The following is an 18507-nucleotide window of genomic DNA, read 5'->3' on the forward strand; positions in this document are numbered from 1 at the left end:
GCTCACGCGCGGGTCGCCCACACGTAACGGTGTTCCGGGCGGCCCGCGTCGCCGTATTTGAGGGTCAGCCGGGCCCGTCCGGTGCGCTCCAGGAGCTTGAGGTAGCGCTGGGCGGTCTGGCGGCTCACCCCGGTCCGCTCGGCGATCTCCTGGGCGGACAGCGGCCCCTCGGCGCTCATCAGCGACTGGCGCACCAGCTCGGCGGTGGTGGGGGAGTGCCCCTTGGGCAGGCCCGGCTCGGACGGCGCGGACAGGGCGCCGAAGATGCGGTCCACCTCGGCCTGTTCGGCCTCGCCGCCGCCGTCCAGCGTGCGGCGCAGCCGGGCGTACGCCTCCAGTTTGGCCCGCAGCCCGGCGAAGGCGAACGGTTTCACCAGGTACTGCAGGGCGCCGTGCCGCATGGCCGCCTGGACGGTCGACACGTCCCGCGCGGCCGTCACCATGATCACGTCGGTCTGGTGGCCGCGCCGGCGCATCTCCTGGACGACCGCGAGCCCGGTGTCGTCGGGCAGGTAGTGGTCCAGGAGGACCAGGTCGAGCCGCGGCAGCGTCTCCAGCCGGTGCAGCGCCTCGGCCGCGTTGTGCGCCTCGGCGGCCACATGGAAGCCGGGCACCTTCTCCACGTAGGCGGCATTCACCCGAGCGACCCGGGCGTCGTCGTCCACGACCAGGACCTCGATCATCGCGCGTCCTCCTGGGCGGCGGCGGGAACGTGTGCAGGGGCTGTGGCAGCCGATTCCGCGGACCCGGTGAGCGCGGGCTCCAGCTCCGCCTCCGTCAGTGCCTCGGGTAGGACGACGGTGAACTCCGCGCCCCCGCCGTCCGCTGCGTCCACCGCCGCGCTCCCGCCCTGCCGTTCGGCGAGCCGGCGCACCAGCGAGAGCCCGAGGCCGCGTTTGCCGTGCGCGGGGGGCTTCTTCGTGGACCACCCCTCCGTGAAGATCAACTCCCGCTGGTCCTCGGGGATTCCGGGGCCGGTGTCGCATACCCGGAGGACGACCGCGCGTCCCTCGGTGCGCAACTCGACCTCTACGCGCGCGTGCGGGGTGCCCCCGACCGCGTCGAGCGCGTTGTCCACGAGGTTGCCCATCACCGTGACCAGACCCCGGGGGTCGATCAGCCGGTCCGGGAGCCGGGTGCGTTCCGACACCCACAGGGCGACACCGCGTTCGGCCGCCACGGTCGCCTTGCCGACCAGCAGTGCGGCGAGCAGCGGGTCCTGGATCTTCTCGGTGACCTGCTCGGCGGTGGCCCGGTGGTCCCCGACGACCTCGCCGACGAACTCCACGGCGTCGTCGTACATCTCCAGCTCCAGCAGGCCGAGCAGGGTGTGCATGCGGTTGGCGTGCTCGTGGTCCTGGGCGCGCAGGGCGTCGATCAGGCCACGCGTGGAGTCGAGTTCGCGGCCCAGCTGCTCCAGTTCGGTGCGGTCGCGCAGGGTGGCCACCGCGCCGCCGTCGTCCATGGGCATCCGGTTCGCGACCAGGACGCGTTGTCCGCGCACGGTCAGCAGGTCGGTGCCGGTCACGCGCCCGGCCAGGACGTCCGTCGTACGACCCTCGCCCAGCGCCTCGTCCGGGGACATGCCGACGGCCTCGTCGCCGATGCCCAGCAGACGCCGCGCCTCGTCGTTGAGCAGGCGGATGCGGCCGCCGCGGTCGAGGGCGACCACGCCCTCCCGGATGCCGTGCAGCATCGCCTCCCGCTCGGCGAGCAGCGCGGAGATGTCGGAGAAGGCCAGGTCCCGGGTCTGCCGCTGCACCCGGCGGGAGATCAGCCAGGCGGCGAGCGCGCCCACCGCGAGGGCACCGCCGGCGTAGGCGAACAACCCCGGGATCGTGCTGATCAGCCGGGCGCGCACGCTGTCGTACGCGATGCCGACGGAGACCGCCCCGACGATCCGGTGGTCGGCGTCGTACAGGGGAACCTTGCCGCGGGCCGAGCGGCCCAGGGTGCCCTTGTCGATCTCCATCACGCTCTTGCCGGCCAGGGCGTCGCTGGGGTCGGTGGAGACAGGGCGGCCGATCTCCCCCGGGGTGGGGTGCGACCAGCGCACCCAGTGCCGGTCCAGCACCACGATGTACTCGGCGTTGGTGGCGTGCCGGATCCGCTCGGCCTCCTGCTGCACCGGGCCGTTCCTGGTCGGCGCTGTGTGCTGGACACCTTCGGCGATCTGCGGGTCCTGTGCCGTGGTCTGGGCGATGGCCAGGGCGCGGCGCATCGCCTCCTGGTCCAGCTGTTTGCTCAGCGGCGCCAGGAAGAGCCCGGTCGCGAGCACCGCCACTCCCGCGGCGATGGCCACCTGCATCAGCAGCACCTGCGAGAACACCCGCCGGGGCAGACCGAGGCGCAGGCGGCGTGCAGGGGGAGTGGGGCTCATACCCACGACGGTACGTGGGCGCGCGGCGGTCGCCGTAGGGATGTGGTGTGGATCTCTTGACCCGTTCTTGAAGAAGCCGGCGCGGGAGACTCAGCGCGCCCCGGGGCGCGCGGGAGCCTCGGCCCGCCCCGGGGCGCGGGGGAGACCCGGTTCAGCTCGCCAGCGCCGCCGTCCGCAACTCGCGCACCGCCACCACGTCCATCCGAGCCGGCGCCCCGAGCACCGCCGCGCCGCAGCTCTCCGGGCGGGGCGGCAGGGACGTGCCCTGCGCCACCGTGACGCGCCAGCAGCGGCCGTCGGCGTGGGCGACCGTGACCTCCCAGCGCGGGGCCCTGCCCTCGGTCCGTACGACGCTCAGCGTGCCGGCCGTGTACTCGGCCGCCGCCGAGCGCACGGCCAGCTCGGCCGCCTGGCCGGGCCGGTCCCAGGCGGAGCACCCGCGGCACCCTTCGATCACCACGCGCCCCTCCTGGACCCCGTGCAGGGCCTCCTTGACGGTGTGGGCCTCCGCGCGGCCGTACGCGTAGCCGTACGGCAGGACGAGGACAGTGGGCGAGAAGCGATGACCACCCAGATGGGTGACCTCCCAGATGCCCCGCACCCCCGAGGCGGCCAGCTCGGCGGCGAGGGGACGGCCCAGGAGGGCGCAGCAGCGGTCGCGCTTGCCGTTGGTGCACACGAGCGCGAGCGGGTCGCCCGTGTGCGGCCGGCCACCGAGCACCGCGTCGAAGGAGCGGTGGTCGCCGGCACCGAGAGCGGCGAAGTCGAGACCGAGCAGCCGGTGCGGGTCGTGGGTGGTGGCGCTGTGCAGCCAGATCTTTCCGGGGACGGTGTGGGCCACGTACACGCGCCGGAGCGTGGCGGTGCCGGGGTCCGCGTGGCGGCCGGGGTGCCGGATGAGCGCGACGCGGACGCCGGTGCCCTCGGCGGCGGCCTCCAGGGCGCGGCCCAGCGCGGGGTCGAGATGGCTCGAAGTGAGCGCCTTGGCACCCCAGGGGCCGGGCTGTTCCAGCAGCAGCCACGTCGTCGCCGTGGCAGCCGTGCCGGAAACCGGCTCGTCGAGGTTCCGGGAGACGGTTGCGCACCTACTCACAGAGGTGAGCCTAACCTGACTTTCCCCGGGGCGACTTCCGGCCGTCCCGTTTCCTACTCCGGGAGGGGTTGCGGAGGGCGCGGACCGACGTAGTGACCGCTGGGGCGCATACGCAGCGGGCGCTCGCCGTACTCCTCCAGCACGTGGGCGATCCAGCCTGCCGTCCGGGCGACGGCGAAGACGGTCTCCCCGGCCGTGGCGGGCATGCCGCAGGAGGCGGTGAACACGGCGAGGGCCATGTCGACGTTGGCGTGCAGCGGGGTGTGGCGGGCGGTCGTGGCCACGATGTCGCGGGCCGCAAGCAGGGCGGGCTCCGCGCGCGGGACCTGCTCCAGAAGTGCGAACAGCGCCCGCGCGCGCGGGTCTTCGCCGGGGTAGAGCCGGTGGCCGAGTCCGGGGATACGACGCCCCGCACGCAGTTCGTCCGCGATCACCGGGACCGCGGTGCCCTGGTCGAGTACGTCCAGCAGCATCCGGTGGGCGAGGCCGCTGGCGGCGCCGTGCAGCGGGCCCTCCAGGACGCCGAGCCCGGCCGAGACGGCCGCGTAGGTGTGCGCGCGGGCCGAGGCGGCGACCCGGACGGCGAGCGTGGAGGCGGCCAGGTCGTGGTCGACCAGCAGTGCGAGGGCCGTGTCCAGGACGCGCAACGACGCCTCGTCGGCGGGGCGTCCGGTCAGCCGGCCCCACAGGCGGTGGGCCAGCGGGCCGTCGTCCTCGGGGGCGTGCAGGACCGGCGGCAGCGCGGCGACGAGCGTGGGGATGAGGATGCGCGCCGTGCTCAGGACGGCCTCCTCGGACAGGTCGAAGCGCAGCGGATCCTCGGCCGCCGCGGCGATCGCGGCCACCCGCAGGCGGTCGGTGGGGGAGGTGTGTTCGGGCAGGGCGTTCACGGCGTGGCGGGCGACGTCGACCGTGCTCTCGGGTGCGGTGAAGGTCATGCCCGGGATCATGCGGCCGGTCCACAGCCACTCCGCGACCTCCTCGTAGGAGTGGCGGGCGGCCAGCTCCGTGGCGTCGACGCCACGGAAGTAGTACCGGTCCCTGTCGATCAGTGTGATCCGGGTCCGCACGGACAGGTCCCCGCCCGAGCCCGGACTCCCCGCGGCTTCCCGCCGGTTGCGCCGGGCGAGGGCCTCGACCTCCCGCGCCTCGAAGGTGCTCGCGCGGCCGCCGGGTTCGCGCCTGCTGCTGAGCAGGCCGCGGCTCACGTAGGCGTAGACCGTCTCCGGCTTCACACCGAGCAGTTCGGCGGTCTCCCTGGTGGTCAGCCTTCGCCCGGGACGGTCCTTGGCGGGTTCGTGATCGCGCATGGAGGCCACCGTAGCCGCCTCTGCACATCTTGATATTTATACATTGATCGAATCAACATTGACAGGAAATACGTCAATCATCGACAGTCGGGTCAAGTCCAGGGAGGAACATCATGTCGATCAACAGGACCGCACCCCGTGTCGACGTACCGCGCGGCCTTGCGGGAGTCGTCGTCACCGACACCGAGATCGGAGACGTACGGGGGATCGAGGGCTTCTACCACTACCGCCAGTACTCGGCCGTCGAACTCGCGCAGACCCGCGGCTTCGAAGACGTCTGGCACCTCCTCGTCCACGGCGCTCTCCCGGACGCGGAGCGCCGTGCCGCCTTCCTCGCCGAGACCGCAGAGCTGCGCCGGCTGCCCGAGGAGGTGCGTGCCGCGCTGCCCGCCGTCGCGACGGCGAGCCGCATGGCCGGCCCGCTGGCCGGGCTGCGCACGGCGCTGTCGCTGCTGGGCGCGGCGCAGGGGTTCCGGCCGGTGTACGACACAGACGCAGGCCGGCGCCGTGCGGACACCGTCGCGGTCTGCGCGGCCGTGCCGACCCTTCTCACCGCGCTGTACCGGCTGGGGCAGGGCCTCGATGCGGTGGAGCCGCGCGAGGACCTGTCGTACGCGGCCAACTACCTGTACATGCTCACGGGCGAGGAACCGGACCCGCGGCGGGCGCGTGCGGTCGAGCAGTACCTGATCTCGACCATTGATCACGGATTCAATGCATCAACGTTCACCGCGCGGGTCATCGCGTCCACAGGTGCTGACGTGGCCGCCTGTCTGGTCGGGGCCGTGGGCGCACTGTCCGGGCCGTTGCACGGCGGGGCGCCCAGCCGTGCCCTCGACACGCTGGACGCGATCGGCACGCCGGACCGCATCGACTCCTGGATCCGGGAGCGGGTGCTCGCCGGCGACCGCATCATGGGCTTCGGGCACGCCATCTACCGCACGGAGGACCCCCGTTCGCGGATGCTGCGCGAGATCGCCCAGGGCTTCGGGGGCCAGCGCGTCGCCTTCGCGATCGAGGTCGAGCGGCAGGTCGAGGCGATCCTCGCCGAGCTGAAGCCCGGCCGTGAACTGCACACCAACGTCGAGTTCTACGCGGGCGTGGTCATGGAACTGTGCGGCCTGCCCCGGGAGATGTTCACCCCCACCTTCGCGGCGGCCCGGGTGGTGGGCTGGAGCGCCAACATCCTGGAACAGGCGGCGGATTCGAAGATCATCCGTCCGGTGGCGCGGTACGTGGGCCCGCAGCCGCCGGTGGCGGTGCCGGCTCAGCCCTGAGGGACGGAGTCACTGCGTCCGCGGGATGAAGAATCCGCAAGGCGCTGACGGGCCCCGGCGGCCCCCGGGACCAGGGCGTCCCGCTCTTATCCTGGACCGACAGTCGGTTCACGTGAGAGAGGGCGCCCGTTGGGCAACAGTCGTACCCCGCAGCAGATCCCGGTCGTCGTGCTGGCCGGATTCCTGGGCTCCGGAAAGACCACGCTCCTCAACCACCTGCTGCACCGCAGCGGAGGCAGCCGCATCGGGGCGATCGTCAACGACTTCGGCGCCATCGAGATCGACGCGATGGCCGTCGCCGGAGCCCTCGGCGACTCGACCGTCTCGCTCGGCAACGGCTGCCTGTGCTGTGCCGTCGACGCGAGCGAACTCGACCTCTACCTGAACCGGCTCGCCGCGCCCGGCGCCGGCATCGACGTCATCGTCATCGAGGCCAGCGGACTCGCCGAACCGCAGGAACTCGTACGGATGGTGCTCGCCAGCGACCATCCCGGCATCGTCTACGGCGGCCTCGTCGAGGTCGTCGACGCCGCCGAGTTCGACGGCACCCGGGCCGAGCACCCCGAGATCGACCGGCACCTCGCCCTCGCCGACCTCGTCGTGGTCAACAAGCTGGACCGGGCACCGGACGCCGACCGTGTCCTCGGCCTCGTCCGCTCGCTCACCGACCGTGCCGCCGTCGTCCCCGCCACCTACGGCCGCATCGACCCGGAGGTCCTCTTCGACTGCCGGCCGAGCGAGGAGCGCATCGGGCAGCTGTCCTTCGACGACCTGCACGAGCACGGCGACGACGACCACGGCCATGCCGGTCATCTGCACACCGGCTACGACAGCCTCTCCTTCGCTGCCGACCTGCCGATGGAACCCCGCAGGCTGATGCAGTTCCTGGACAGCCGTCCGGAGGGGCTGTACCGGATCAAGGGGTACGTCGACTTCGGACCCCACGACACCGTCAACCGGTACGCCGTCCATGCCGTCGGCCGTTTCCTGCGCTTCTACATCGAGCCCTGGACGCCCGCTGACGCCCGCCTCACCCAGCTCGTCCTGATCGGCTCCGGCATCGACGCGGGCGCGCTCGGCAAGGAGCTGGAGGCGTGCAGGAACGACGCCCCACACACCGACGAGCACGGCATGTGGGGCGTCCTGCGGTACGTACAGGGCTCCGAGGAGGAACCCGACGCAGTGGCGTACGAGGCCTAGATCAGCGCTCCCGCGACCACGGCCACCGTCTTCGGCAGCGATGTGCCGGAGCCGTCCCGGCGCGGGTCCAGGTCCGGCAGCTCCGCCGGGGTGCCGTTCTTCTGCGCCGCCCGTGCCGGTGCGGGGCCCGCCCAGCCCAGGGCCAGGCAGTCCTCACCCTTCAGGAACCGCTGGCAGCGCACACCGCCGGTGGCCCGGCCCTTGCGCGGGTACTGGTCGAACGGGGTCAGCTTGGCCGTCGTCTGCACGGAGTCGTCCAGCGTGCCGCGCGAGCCCGCCACCGTGAAGACCAGTGCGTCGGCGGCCGGGTCGACCGCCGTGAAGAAGATGACCTTGGCGCCCTCGGTGAGCTTGATGCCCGCCATGCCGCCGGCCGGACGGCCCTGCGGGCGGACGATGGAGGCCTGGAAGCGCAGCAACTGCGCGTCGTCCGTGATGAACACCAGGTCCTCCTCGCCGGTGCGCAGCTCCACCGCGCCGACGATCCGGTCGCCCTCCTTGAGCGTGATGACCTCCAACTCGTCCTTGTTGGACGGGTAGTCGGGCACCACACGCTTGACGACACCCTGCTCGGTGCCGAGCGCCAGGCCCGGGGACGACTCGTCCAGCGTGGTCAGGCAGACCAGCGTCTCGTCGTCCTCCAGGGACACGAACTCCGCGAGCGGCGCTCCTCCGGCGAGGTTCGGCGGGGCCGCCGTCTCGGGAAGCTGCGGCAGGTCGACCACGTTGATCCGCAGCAGGCGGCCGGCCGAGGTCACCGCGCCGATCTCGCCCCGTGTGGTCGCCGGGACCGCGGAGACGATCACGTCGTGCTTGGCGCGCTGGGCGCCGGAGTCCTCCGAGAACGGCTCGTTGCTCGTCGTACGGGCCAGCAGGCCCGTGGAGGACAGCAGCACCCGGCACGGGTCGTCGGCGACCTGGAGCGGCACGGCGGCCACCGGCGCGCCGCCGGACTCCAGCAGGACCGTGCGCCGGTCGGTGCCGAACTGCTTGGCCACGGCGGCCAGTTCGGTTGAGACCAGCTTGCGCAGCTCCGCGTCCGACTCCAGGATCCGGGTCAGCTCCTCGATCTCCCTGGTGAGCCGGTCCTTCTCCGCCTCCAGCTCGATCCGGTCGTACTTGGTGAGGCGGCGCAGCGGCGTGTCGAGGATGTACTGCGTCTGGACCTCGCTCAGCGAGAAGCGCTCCATCAGGCGCTGCTTGGCCTGCGCGGAGTTCTCGCTGGAGCGGATCAGCCGGATGACCTCGTCGATGTCGACCAGTGCCGTGAGCAGGCCCTCGACCAGGTGCAGGCGGTCACGGCGCTTGCTGCGGCGGAACTCGCTGCGGCGCCGCACCACGTCGAAGCGGTGGTCGAGGTAGACCTCCAGCAGTTCCTTCAGACCCAGGGTGAGCGGCTGGCCGTCCACCAGGGCCACGTTGTTGATGCCGAAGGACTCCTCCATCGGGGTCAGCTTGTACAGCTGCTCCAGGATCGCCTCCGGCACGAAGCCGTTCTTGATCTCGATGACCAGGCGCAGGCCGTGCTCGCGGTCGGTGAGGTCCTTGACGTCCGCGATGCCCTGGACCTTCTTGGAGTTGACCAGGTCCTTGATCTTGGCGATCACCTTCTCCGGGCCGACCGTGAACGGCAGCTCGGTGACGACCAGGCCCTGGCGGCGGGCGGTCACGCTCTCGATCGAGACCGTCGCGCGGATCTTGAAGGTGCCGCGGCCCGTCGCGTACGCGTCCCGGACGCCGTCCAGGCCGACGATCCGGCCGCCGGTGGGCAGGTCGGGGCCCGGGACGTGCTTCATCAGCGTGTCCAGGTCCGCGTTCGGGTACCTGATCAGATGGCGGGCCGCCGCGATGACCTCGCGCAGGTTGTGCGGCGGCATGTTCGTCGCCATACCGACCGCGATGCCCGAGGAGCCGTTGACCAGCAGGTTCGGGAAGGCGGCGGGCAGCGCCACCGGCTCCTGCTCCTGGCCGTCGTAGTTGGGCGTGAAGTCGACCGTGTCCTCGTCGATGGACTCGGTCATCAGGCTCGTCGCCGCGGCCATCCGGCACTCGGTGTACCGCATGGCGGCGGGTGGGTCGTCGTTGCCCAGCGAGCCGAAGTTGCCGTGGCCGTCGACCAGCGGGACGCGCATCGAGAACGGCTGGGCCATGCGCACCAGGGCGTCGTAGATCGACGCGTCGCCGTGCGGGTGCAGCTTGCCCATGACCTCGCCGACGACACGCGCGCACTTCACGTAGGCGCGGTCGGGGCGCACACCCATCTCGTTCATCTGGTACACGATCCGGCGGTGCACCGGCTTGAGGCCGTCGCGGGCGTCCGGCAGGGCGCGCGAGTAGATGACCGAGTACGCGTACTCAAGGTAGGAGCCACGCATCTCGTCCACGACGTCGATGTCGAGGATTTTCTCCTCGTACGAATCGTCGGGCGGCGGGGTCTTCGTGCTGCGGCGGGCCATCCTGCCTGGCTCCTTCTATCTGGTCGCTCGCCTACGGGGGCGCTCACGTCGATGTCGAGAGGGCGACCGTGCTCACCCCTTCGGGCCTCCGCGCGCTCGCCCTCTCGACATCGACGCGCCCCTACAGCTCGCTCTTGCTGAAGCGTTTGACGGATCTGACGCGGACCATTGTGGACCGCGGCACTGACAACCCGCGCCACGACCCGGTCTCCGTGGCCCGGCCCGGCCTGGGGAGCGGCTCGGCGCGTGGCCGGAAAGCCGTCCCACGGCACGCCCGACGCAGGCTACGCGATCCGCTGTGGGCGTACGTCCGGCGGGAACTTCGCCGAGGCTCCGCCCGCTTGCATACAGTGGCAGGACCGGCAGGAAAACCGCGGTTTCGACGACCGCCTCCGCTCGCGAAGGGACGTACATGCCCATGGGTCACACGACCACAGCCGAGGCAGGCTCCGGGGGCCTGACAGCGACCGAGCACCGCCTGGCCAACGGTCTGCGCGTGGTGCTTTCCGAGGACCACCTGACCCCGGTGGCGGCGGTGTGCCTCTGGTACGACGTCGGCTCCCGCCACGAAGTCAAGGGACGTACCGGCCTGGCTCACCTTTTCGAGCACTTGATGTTCCAGGGCTCGGCACAGGTCAAGGGCAACGGTCACTTCGAGCTGGTGCAGGGGGCCGGCGGCTCGCTCAACGGCACCACCAGCTTCGAGCGCACCAACTACTTCGAGACCATGCCCGCCCACCAGCTGGAGCTCGCCCTCTGGCTGGAGGCCGACCGCATGGGCTCGCTGCTCGCCGCCCTGGACGACGAGTCCATGGAGAACCAGCGGGACGTCGTCAAGAACGAGCGCCGCCAGCGCTACGACAACGTGCCCTACGGCACCGCCTTCGAGAAGCTGACCGCCCTCGCCTACCCGGAGGGCCACCCGTACCACCACACGCCGATCGGCTCGATGGCGGACCTGGACGCGGCCACCCTGGAGGACGCGCGCCAGTTCTTCCGCACCTACTACGCGCCCAACAACGCGGTGCTCTCCGTGGTCGGCGACATCGACCCCGTGCAGACCCTGGCCTGGATCGAGAAGTACTTCGGTTCGATCCCCACCCACGACGGCAAGCCCCAGCCCCGCGACGGCGCCCTGCCGGAGATCCTCGGCGAGCAGCTGCGCGAGGTCGTCGTGGAGGAGGTCCCGGCGCGCGCCCTGATGGCCGCCTACCGGCTCCCGCAGGACGGCTCCCGCGAGTCCGACGCGGCCGACCTGGCGCTCACCGTCCTCGGCGGCGGCGAGTCCTCCCGCCTGTACAACCGGCTCGTGCGCCGCGACCGTACGGCCGTCGCCGCCGGGTTCGGCCTGCTGCGCCTGGCCGGCGCGCCCTCGCTGGGCTGGCTGGACGTGAAGACCTCCGGTGACGTCGAGGTGCCGGTCATCGAGACCGCCATCGACGAGGAGCTGGCCCGGTTCGCCGAGGAGGGCCCGACGCCCGAGGAAATGGAGCGCGCCCAGGCTCAGTTGGAGCGCGAGTGGCTGGACCGGCTCGGCACGGTCGCCGGCCGCGCCGACGAACTGTGCCGGTACGCGGTCCTGTTCGGCGACCCGCAGCTCGCCCTCACCGCCGTCCAGCGCGTCCTGGAGGTGACCTCCGACGAGGTCAAGGCGGTCGCCAAGGCGCGTCTGCGTCCCGACAACCGCGCGGTCCTCGTCTACGAGCCGAAGTCCCCGGAGACGGTCGCGGACGCCGACATCCCGGAGGACCCGGAGAAGGAAGCGACCGTAGAGGCCGGTAACGACAACGAGGAGACGGCCAAGTGAGCGAGCTCGCCACGATGGACTTCCACCCCCAGCCGCAGGCCGGCGAGGCCAAGCCCTGGGCGTTCCCGGCGCCCGAGCGCGGCACGCTGGACAACGCTCTGACCGTCCTGCGCTGCCACCGCCCCGGCCAGCAGGTCGTCGCCGTCGAGGTGCTGCTGGACGCGCCCCTGGACGCCGAGCCGAGCGGCCTGGACGGCGTGGCCACGATCATGGCGCGGGCCTTCTCCGAGGGCACCGACAAGCATTCCGCCGAGGAGTTCGCCGCCGAGCTGGAGCGCGCGGGCGCCACGCTCGACGCGCACGCCGACCACCCCGGCGTCCGCCTCAGCCTGGAGGTCCCGGCCTCCCGCCTGGCCAAGGGCCTCGGCCTGCTCGCCGACGCCCTGCGCGCGCCCGCCTTCGCCGAGAGCGAGGTCGAGCGGCTGGTCCGCAACCGCCTCGACGAGATCCCGCACGAGCTGGCCAACCCCGCCCGCCGGGCCGCCAAGGAACTCTCCAAGGAGCTGTTCCCGGCCACCTCGCGCATGTCGCGCCCGCGCCAGGGCACCGAGGAGACCGTCGAGAAGATCGACGCCACGGCCGTACGCGCCTTCTACGACCGCCATGTGCGACCCGCCACGGCCACCGTGGTCGTCGTCGGCGACCTCACCGGCACCGACCTGGACGCGCTGCTCAGCGACACCCTGGGCGCCTGGACCGGCACCGCGGGCCGGCCCCGGCCCGTGCCGCCCGTGTCCGCCGACGACACCGGCCGCGTGGTCGTCGTCGACCGGCCTGGCGCCGTCCAGACGCAGCTGCTCATCGGGCGGATCGGCCCCGACCGGCACGACCGCGTGTGGCCCGCCCAGGTGCTCGGCACGTACTGCCTCGGTGGCACGCTCACCTCCCGCCTGGACCGCGTGCTGCGTGAGGAGAAGGGCTACACCTACGGCGTGCGCGCCTTCGGGCAGGTCCTCCGCTCCGCTCCGGAGGGCACGGGCGCCGCGATGCTCGCCATCAGCGGCTCCGTGGACACCCCGAACACCGGTCCCGCGCTGCAGGACCTGTGGACGGTGCTGCGCACGCTCGCGGCGGACGGCCTGACCGACGCCGAGCGAGATGTCGCGGTGCAGAACCTCGTCGGCGTGGCGCCGCTGAAGTACGAGACCGCGGCGGCCGTCGCGAGCACGCTGGCGGACCAGGTCGAGCAGCACCTGCCCGACGACTTCCAGGCGACGCTGTATCAGCAGCTCGCCGCCACCGGCACCGTGGAGGCCACCGCGGCGGCCGTCAACGCCTTCCCGGTGGACCGCCTGGTGACCGTCCTCGTCGGTGACGCGGCCCAGATCAAGGAGCCGGTCGAGGCGCTCGGCATCGGCGAAGTCACCGTCGTGGCGGCCGAGTAGCAGCCGGACGGCGCCACACGCGCGCGGGGCCCTGAGGACCGACGGGTCATCAGGGCCCTTTGCTGTGCGCAGCCCTTCCCCAGATGTCCGAATTGGGGCAGAGGTTGCCTGTCTGACCTGTGGGATGCGCTACAAAAGCCCGGATCCGTTTGGGGATCGAAAGGCGGCGCCTTTAGCGTTTTCCGGGCTGTTCGTCAGGCAGTGCGCCGCATCCGCGGCACCGGACAGTCATCGCCGAGTCCCCGTACGGCGCGAGCCAGGGGAGCCGGGGACCCAACCGTAGTCCCTGGGGTGAATCGGACGCCCGCGCGCGAGCGAGGGGGTCCGTAGGAGACCTTCCTGCTCCGAACCCGTCAGCTAACCCGGTAGGCGAGAGGGAAGGAAAGGACCAGCCACTTCATGGCGTTCATGTGCGCCACCGGGAAGCACCGCAAGCCCGGCCGGGTCAAGCGCACCACCGCTCAGGCGGCAGGCATCGCGGCCCTCACCACCACCGGCGTCATCGGCACCCTCGCGGCCACTCCGGCGCTCGCCGCGGACAACTCCGTCGAGGACACCGGCCTCACCCCGGTCATCACCGTGAGCGACTCGGTCGCCGAGCAGATCGACGCGCAGGCCGAGGCCCAGCAGGAGGCCGCCGACCAGAAGGCGGCCGAGGAGGCCGCGGTGAAGGCGGCCGCCGCGCGGGCGAAGAAGGAGCGCGAGGCCGAGGTGCGCGCCGCCCGTGAGGCCGAGCGCAAGCGCCTGAACGCCTTCGTCGCCCCGATCGCGCACTCGTACGTCTCCACCGGCTACAAGACCGGCGGCTCCCTGTGGTCCTCCGGCTCCCACACCGGGATCGACTTCCATGCGGCCAGCGGGACGACCGTCCACGCGGCGGGTTCCGGCACGGTCGTCTCCACCGGCTGGGGCGGGGCGTACGGCAACCAGATCGTGATCCGGATGGCCGACGGCATGTACACCCAGTACGGCCACCTGTCGTCCATCGGCGTCACCGTGGGCCAGAAGGTCACCCCGGGCCAGCAGATCGGCCTGTCCGGCGCGACCGGCAACGTCACCGGACCGCACCTGCACTTCGAGGCCCGTACGACCCCCGAGTACGGCTCGGACGTCGACCCGGTCGCCTACCTCCGAGGGCACGGCGTGAACGTCTGACGCTCCGGCGTACGACATCCCGAAGCCCCGGCTCACGAGCCGGGGCTTTCGCCGTTTTCCGTGGTGCCCGCAGCCTCCGCTGACCAAAAAATATCCATGGATTCCGGTCTGCCGTCGGAAATTCCGGCCCATTGCAATAGAGTCACGGAACAGGCGTCCATCGTCGACGTTTCACGGGGATTAAGGCGGAGGTCGGTCATGCGTATTCCGGCGCACTCGGTGTGCACGGCGATCCGGGACGACATCGTGGCCGGTGTCTACGAGCGCGGCAGCCGCCTCACCGAGGAAGTCCTGGCCCGCCGCTACGGCGTCTCGCGGGTCCCCGTCCGCGAGGCCCTGCGCACCCTGGAGGCGGAGGGCTTCGTGGTGACCAGACGGCACGCGGGCGCGTGCGTGGCCGAGCCGACCGAGCAGGAGGCCGCCGACCTGCTGGAGATGCGGATGCTGCTGGAGCCGCTCGGCGCCTCCCGGGCCGCCCAACGGCGCACCGAGGCCCATCTGAAGGTGCTGCGCGGGCTCGTCCGGCTGGGCCAGGAGCGGGCCAGGCGGGGCAACAGCGAGGATCTGCGCTCGCTCGGCGGCTGGTTCCACGAGACGCTCGCCCAGGCCTCCGGCAGCCCGTCGCTGAGCTCGATGCTGACCCAGCTGCGGCACAAGGTCGCCTGGATGTACACGGTGGAGGCCCCGTCGGCTCCCGTGGAGTCCTGGGCGGAGCACGGCGCGATCGTGGACGCGGTGGCGCGCGGTGACAGCGAGCGTGCGCGGGCGGTCACGGCGCTGCACGCCGAGCGCTCCACGACCGCGCACCGGCTGCGGTTCACCGCGGGCGGAGATCGCCCGGAGCGTGTGAGGAACTCGCAACACGCCGTAAACATGTCGAGTCTGCGGCATTAACACGGGCGCCGTATACAAAGAGAGGGTATTTAGCGGACGCATATTTCCGCTGCCCTTTTCCGGCGTGCCCCGAAATTCGGCGTCGCACGCCCTTCGTATGCCTGTGGTGAATTCATCGGGCCGACTGCCGCAAAAGCGTCGACTGTCAGAAAACGCGGAAGCCGCGCCACCCGGAAAGGGTGACGCGGCTTCCTGGCGCAGCTCAGACGGTCTCGGGCAGCTCTTCCAGGCCCTCGGCGACCAGCTTGGCCAGACGGTCCAGGGCGATGTCCGCGCCCTCGGCGTCGGAGGCGAGGACGATCTCCTCGCCACCCTGGGCGCCCAGGCCCAGGACGGCCAGCATGGAGGCCGCGTTGACGGGGTTGCCGTCGGCCTTGGCGATCGTCACCGGGACGCCTGCGGCCGTGGCGGCTCGGACGAAGATGGAGGCGGGGCGGGCATGGAGGCCCTCGGCCCAGCCGACGTTGACGCGGCGCTCAGCCATGTGTTGCTGCCCTTCGGTGTTCAGGGTTGTCTAGACCAGTTTCCCATATCGCGAAGCGTGCCCGGAGCAGACCTTCGTCCCGCTCCGGTCGGGTCGCCGGACCGCGGCCTCGGTCCGGCTTCCGTCCTCCACAGACTGCCTCGCGCCCTTGTCGGACGCGAGCCGTACTCTGGGCCCCATGCAGAGCCCGGCGGACCGGCACGACCGGCACGAGTACCCCGCCCACTGGGAGGCGGACGTGGTGCTGCGCGACGGGGGTACCGCGCGCATCCGGCCCATCGCCGTCGATGACGCCGACCGCCTGGTCAGCTTCTACGAGCAGGTCTCGGACGAGTCGAAGTACTACCGCTTCTTCGCGCCGTACCCGCGCCTGTCCGCCAAGGACGTCCACCGCTTCACGCACCACGACTTTGTGGACCGGGTGGGACTCGCGGCCACCATCGGCGGCGAGTTCATCGCCACCGTACGCTATGACCGCATCGGCCCCGACGGCCTGCCCGCGTCCGCCCCCGCCGACGAGGCCGAGGTCGCCTTCCTGGTGCAGGACGCCCACCAGGGCCGCGGGGTCGCCTCCGCCCTCCTGGAGCACATCGCGGCCGTCGCGCGCGAGCGGGGCATCCGGCGTTTCGCCGCCGAGGTGCTGCCCGCCAACACCAAGATGATCAAGGTGTTCACTGACGCCGGGTACACCCAGAAGCGCAGCTTCGAGGACGGCGTCGTACGCCTGGAGTTCGACCTGGAGCCCACCGACCGCTCCCTCGCCGTGCAGCGCGCGCGGGAGCAGCGCGCCGAGGCCCGCTCGGTACGGCGGCTGCTGGCACCCGGCTCCGTCGCGGTCGTCGGCGTCGGCCGCGCGCCCGGCGGGGTGGGCCGCAGCGTCCTCGGCAACCTCCGGGACGCCGGCTATTCCGGCCCTCTGTACGCCGTGAACAAGGCCTTCCCCGAGGACCTCAAGGAGGTTGACGGGGTGCCCGCGTACCGCTCGGTGGGGAACATCGAGGGCCCGGTGGACCTCGCGGTCGTCGCCGTACCGGCCGAGTACGTGCCGGCCGTGGTCTCCGAGTGCGGTGAACACGGGGTGCAGGGGCTGGTCGTGCTGTCCGCCGGGTACGCCGAGAGCGGGCCCGAGGGGCGCGAGCGGCAGCGGGCCCTCGTCCAGCAGGCGCGCGCGTACGGCATGCGGATCATCGGCCCGAACGCCTTCGGCGTGATCAACACCGCGGCCGGTGTCCGGCTCAACGCCTCGCTCGCCCCCGAGATGCCCCGTCCGGGCCGGATCGGCCTGTTCACGCAGTCCGGGGCCATCGGCATCGCGCTGCTGTCCCGGCTGCACCGGCGCGGGGGAGGGGTCACCGGGGTCACCGGCGTGTCCGCCTTCGTGTCCGCCGGGAACCGGGCCGACGTCTCCGGCAACGACGTCCTCCAGTACTGGTACGACGACCCGGAGACCGATGTCGTCCTGATGTACCTGGAGTCCCTCGGCAACCCGCGCAAGTTCACCCGCCTCGCCCGGCGCACGGCGGCTGCCAAGCCCCTGGTCGTGGTGCAGGGGGTGGGGTCCGCGCCGCAGGGCCACGCGGTACGGGCGACACGGCTGCCGCACGCGACCGTCTCCGCGCTGCTGCGGCAGGCCGGGGTGATCCGGGTGGACACGATCACCGAACTGGTCGACGCGGGTCTGCTGCTCGCCCGGCAGCCGCTGCCCGCGGGGCCGCGCGTGGCGATCCTCGGGAACTCCGAGTCGCTGGGGGTGCTGACGTACGACCGGGCTCTCGCGGAAGGACTGCGGCCGTCGCCTCCGCTGGACCTGACGACCGGGGCGACGGCGGAGGACTTCCGCCGGGCGTTGGCGCGGGCGCTGGCGGACCCGACATGTGACGCCGTCGTCGTCACGGCGATTCCGGCGATCGGGGAGGGGTCGCCGGGCGACGCGGAGCTGGCGGACGCACTGCGGTCTGCGGCGGCTGCGGCTCCGGGCAAGCCGGTACTGGTGGTGCACGTGGAGCTCGGGGGGCTTGCGCAGGCTCTGTCGGCTGCGACGAGCACGGCACCACAGGCAGGTGCGAAGGAGCCCCGCGCCGAGGGCGGCGCCCACCTTTCCCCGCTCTCGGCTTCACCCGAGCCGGGCGACCCCCGTCACCCCGCGGAGGGTCTGCCCACCGCAGAGGCAGCCGCCGCCGATGGCAGCGACTCCCGCCTCATCCCCGCCTACCCCGCCGCCGAGCGTGCCGTGCGGGCGCTCGCCGAGGCGGTGAAGTACGGGCAGTGGCGGCGCGAGGCCGCCGATCCGGGGAAGGTGCCGGAGTACGACGACATCGACGAGAAGGGGGCCGCCGAGCTGATCGGCGGGCTGCTCGAGCGCGGGCAGGGGCTCACGATCGGGCAGACCGAGACGTGCGAGCTGCTCGACAAGTACGGCATCCACGTCCGCCGGGCGCTGTCCGCTCCCACCCCCGACGCCGCCGCCGAGGCCGCCCGCACCCTCGGCTACCCCGTGGCCCTCAAGGCCACCGCCCCGCACCTGCGGCACCGGGCCGACCTGGGCGGCGTACGGCTGGACCTGGCGGACGAGCTGCAACTGCGTCGGGCGTACGCCGAGTTGTCCGCGCTGTTCGGGCAGCCCGAGGAACTGCGCCCGGTCGTGCAGTCCATGGCCCCCCGGGGAGTCGACACGGTTGTACGAGCGGTGATCGATCCGGCCGCCGGGGCCGTGCTGTCCTTCTCGCTGGCCGGGGCCGCCTCGCAGCTGCTCGGGGACACGGCGCACCGGCTGATCCCGGTCACCGACCGGGAGGCGACCTCGCTGATCCGCTCCATCCGGACGGCCCCGCTGCTGTTCGGCTGGCGCGGCTCCACGCCCGTGGACACCCCCGCGCTGGAGGAGCTGCTGCTGCGCGTCTCCCGGCTCGTGGACGACCATCCCGAGGTCGTCGCCGTCACCCTGGAGCCGGTCGTCGTCGCCCAGCAGGGCGTGAGCGTCCTGGGCGCCACCCTGCGGCTCGCACCGCCGCCCGCCCGCGACGACCTCGGCCCGCGCACGCTGCCGGCCTACTGAGCAGGGGAGGG

Annotated in this window: 14 protein-coding genes and 1 riboswitch; of the genes, 7 read left to right on the top strand and 7 right to left on the bottom strand. The window is 72.1% G+C overall.

The features are described from left to right. Window positions 1-2: 2 nt before the first annotated feature. From ABZ471_RS15750 to ABZ471_RS15765, 4 genes are all read right to left on the bottom strand, one after another. Window positions 3-683, bottom strand: a complete 681-nt coding sequence (locus tag ABZ471_RS15750) for a response regulator (RefSeq protein ID WP_359066663.1) — start codon at window positions 681-683, stop codon at window positions 3-5. Next, a complete protein-coding gene (locus ABZ471_RS15755; RefSeq protein WP_359066665.1) occupies window positions 680-2380 on the bottom strand; it encodes a sensor histidine kinase in 1701 nt (566 codons plus the stop codon). Before ABZ471_RS15755 ends, ABZ471_RS15750 begins: the two co-directional genes overlap by 4 nt. Window positions 2381-2531: 151 nt before the next feature. Continuing rightward, window positions 2532-3473 (bottom strand): sucrase ferredoxin, encoded by a 942-nt coding sequence (locus ABZ471_RS15760; RefSeq protein ID WP_359066667.1) that lies wholly within the window; start codon window positions 3471-3473, stop codon window positions 2532-2534. Between the two features lie 53 nt (window positions 3474-3526). Continuing rightward, window positions 3527-4783, bottom strand: a complete 1257-nt coding sequence (locus ABZ471_RS15765; protein ID WP_359066669.1) for a citrate synthase family protein — start codon at window positions 4781-4783, stop codon at window positions 3527-3529. A 113-nt stretch (window positions 4784-4896) separates the two neighbouring features. Here ABZ471_RS15765 and ABZ471_RS15770 point away from each other — a divergent pair, with 113 nt between their 5' ends. Both ABZ471_RS15770 and ABZ471_RS15775 read left to right on the top strand, forming a co-directional pair. Continuing rightward, on the top strand, window positions 4897-6060 hold the full coding sequence (locus ABZ471_RS15770; protein WP_359066671.1) for a citrate synthase/methylcitrate synthase: 1164 nt from the start codon (window positions 4897-4899) through the stop codon (window positions 6058-6060). A 129-nt stretch (window positions 6061-6189) separates the two neighbouring features. After that, window positions 6190-7260, top strand: coding sequence for a GTP-binding protein (locus tag ABZ471_RS15775; protein WP_359066673.1), 1071 nt, complete (start codon window positions 6190-6192; stop codon window positions 7258-7260). Here the strand turns inward: ABZ471_RS15775 and ABZ471_RS15780 are convergent. Continuing rightward, complete coding sequence (locus ABZ471_RS15780) at window positions 7257-9716, bottom strand: DNA topoisomerase IV subunit A (protein ID WP_359066675.1); 2460 nt, start codon at window positions 9714-9716, stop codon at window positions 7257-7259. The two genes, ABZ471_RS15775 and ABZ471_RS15780, sit on opposite strands and share 4 nt — an antisense overlap. A 412-nt stretch (window positions 9717-10128) precedes the next feature. Between ABZ471_RS15780 and ABZ471_RS15785 the strand changes: the two genes are divergently transcribed. The 3 genes from ABZ471_RS15785 (at window position 10129) to ABZ471_RS15795 (ending at window position 14063) form a co-directional block, all read left to right on the top strand. Continuing rightward, window positions 10129-11523, top strand: coding sequence for a pitrilysin family protein (locus ABZ471_RS15785; protein WP_359066677.1), 1395 nt, complete (start codon window positions 10129-10131; stop codon window positions 11521-11523). After that, complete coding sequence (locus tag ABZ471_RS15790; RefSeq protein ID WP_359066679.1) at window positions 11520-12908, top strand: pitrilysin family protein; 1389 nt, start codon at window positions 11520-11522, stop codon at window positions 12906-12908. The genes ABZ471_RS15785 and ABZ471_RS15790 overlap by 4 nt, the downstream gene beginning before the upstream one ends. Before the next feature lie 222 nt (window positions 12909-13130). Then, window positions 13131-13295: riboswitch (cyclic di-AMP (ydaO/yuaA leader) on the top strand. A gap of 12 nt (window positions 13296-13307) precedes the next feature. After that, window positions 13308-14063 carry a M23 family metallopeptidase gene (locus ABZ471_RS15795; protein ID WP_359066681.1) on the top strand — a complete coding sequence of 252 codons (756 nt, stop codon included), beginning with the start codon at window positions 13308-13310 and terminating at the stop codon, window positions 14061-14063. A gap of 32 nt (window positions 14064-14095) precedes the next feature. Here ABZ471_RS15795 and ABZ471_RS15800 read toward each other — a convergent pair whose 3' ends face one another. After that, on the bottom strand, window positions 14096-14263 hold the full coding sequence (locus tag ABZ471_RS15800) for a hypothetical protein (protein WP_359066683.1): 168 nt from the start codon (window positions 14261-14263) through the stop codon (window positions 14096-14098). On the opposite strand from ABZ471_RS15800, the gene ABZ471_RS15805 reads away from it, so the two are divergent. After that, window positions 14262-14957 carry a GntR family transcriptional regulator gene (locus tag ABZ471_RS15805; RefSeq protein ID WP_359066685.1) on the top strand — a complete coding sequence of 232 codons (696 nt, stop codon included), beginning with the start codon at window positions 14262-14264 and terminating at the stop codon, window positions 14955-14957. The genes ABZ471_RS15800 and ABZ471_RS15805 overlap by 2 nt on opposite strands. A 202-nt stretch (window positions 14958-15159) precedes the next feature. On the opposite strand, the gene ABZ471_RS15810 is transcribed toward ABZ471_RS15805, so the two are convergent. Continuing rightward, window positions 15160-15441 (bottom strand): HPr family phosphocarrier protein, encoded by a 282-nt coding sequence (locus ABZ471_RS15810; protein ID WP_071373146.1) that lies wholly within the window; start codon window positions 15439-15441, stop codon window positions 15160-15162. Between the two features lie 178 nt (window positions 15442-15619). Between ABZ471_RS15810 and ABZ471_RS15815 the strand changes: the two genes are divergently transcribed. After that, window positions 15620-18496, top strand: coding sequence for a GNAT family N-acetyltransferase (locus tag ABZ471_RS15815; protein ID WP_359066688.1), 2877 nt, complete (start codon window positions 15620-15622; stop codon window positions 18494-18496). Window positions 18497-18507 lie beyond the last annotated feature (11 nt).

The organism is Streptomyces sp. NPDC005728 (assembly GCF_040630895.1).
Classification (GTDB): Bacteria; Actinomycetota; Actinomycetes; order Streptomycetales; family Streptomycetaceae; genus Streptomyces.

Bases quoted from the DNA above. Each gene is read 5' to 3' on its own strand.
- ABZ471_RS15750 (WP_359066663.1), bottom strand. From the start codon at position 683: ATGATCGAGGTCCTGGTCGTGGACGACGACGCCCGGGTCGCTCGGGTG.
- ABZ471_RS15755 (WP_359066665.1), bottom strand. From the start codon at position 2,380: ATGAGCCCCACTCCCCCTGCACGCCGCCTGCGCCTCGGTCTGCCCCGG.
- ABZ471_RS15765 (WP_359066669.1), bottom strand. From the start codon at position 4,783: ATGCGCGATCACGAACCCGCCAAGGACCGTCCCGGGCGAAGGCTGACC.
- ABZ471_RS15770 (WP_359066671.1), top strand. From the start codon at position 4,897: ATGTCGATCAACAGGACCGCACCCCGTGTCGACGTACCGCGCGGCCTT.
- ABZ471_RS15780 (WP_359066675.1), bottom strand. From the start codon at position 9,716: ATGGCCCGCCGCAGCACGAAGACCCCGCCGCCCGACGATTCGTACGAG.
- ABZ471_RS15785 (WP_359066677.1), top strand. From the start codon at position 10,129: ATGCCCATGGGTCACACGACCACAGCCGAGGCAGGCTCCGGGGGCCTG.
- ABZ471_RS15795 (WP_359066681.1), top strand. From the start codon at position 13,308: ATGGCGTTCATGTGCGCCACCGGGAAGCACCGCAAGCCCGGCCGGGTC.
- ABZ471_RS15805 (WP_359066685.1), top strand. From the start codon at position 14,262: ATGCGTATTCCGGCGCACTCGGTGTGCACGGCGATCCGGGACGACATC.
- ABZ471_RS15800 (WP_359066683.1), bottom strand. From the start codon at position 14,263: ATGACCGACCTCCGCCTTAATCCCCGTGAAACGTCGACGATGGACGCC.
- ABZ471_RS15810 (WP_071373146.1), bottom strand. From the start codon at position 15,441: ATGGCTGAGCGCCGCGTCAACGTCGGCTGGGCCGAGGGCCTCCATGCC.
- ABZ471_RS15815 (WP_359066688.1), top strand. From the start codon at position 15,620: ATGCAGAGCCCGGCGGACCGGCACGACCGGCACGAGTACCCCGCCCAC.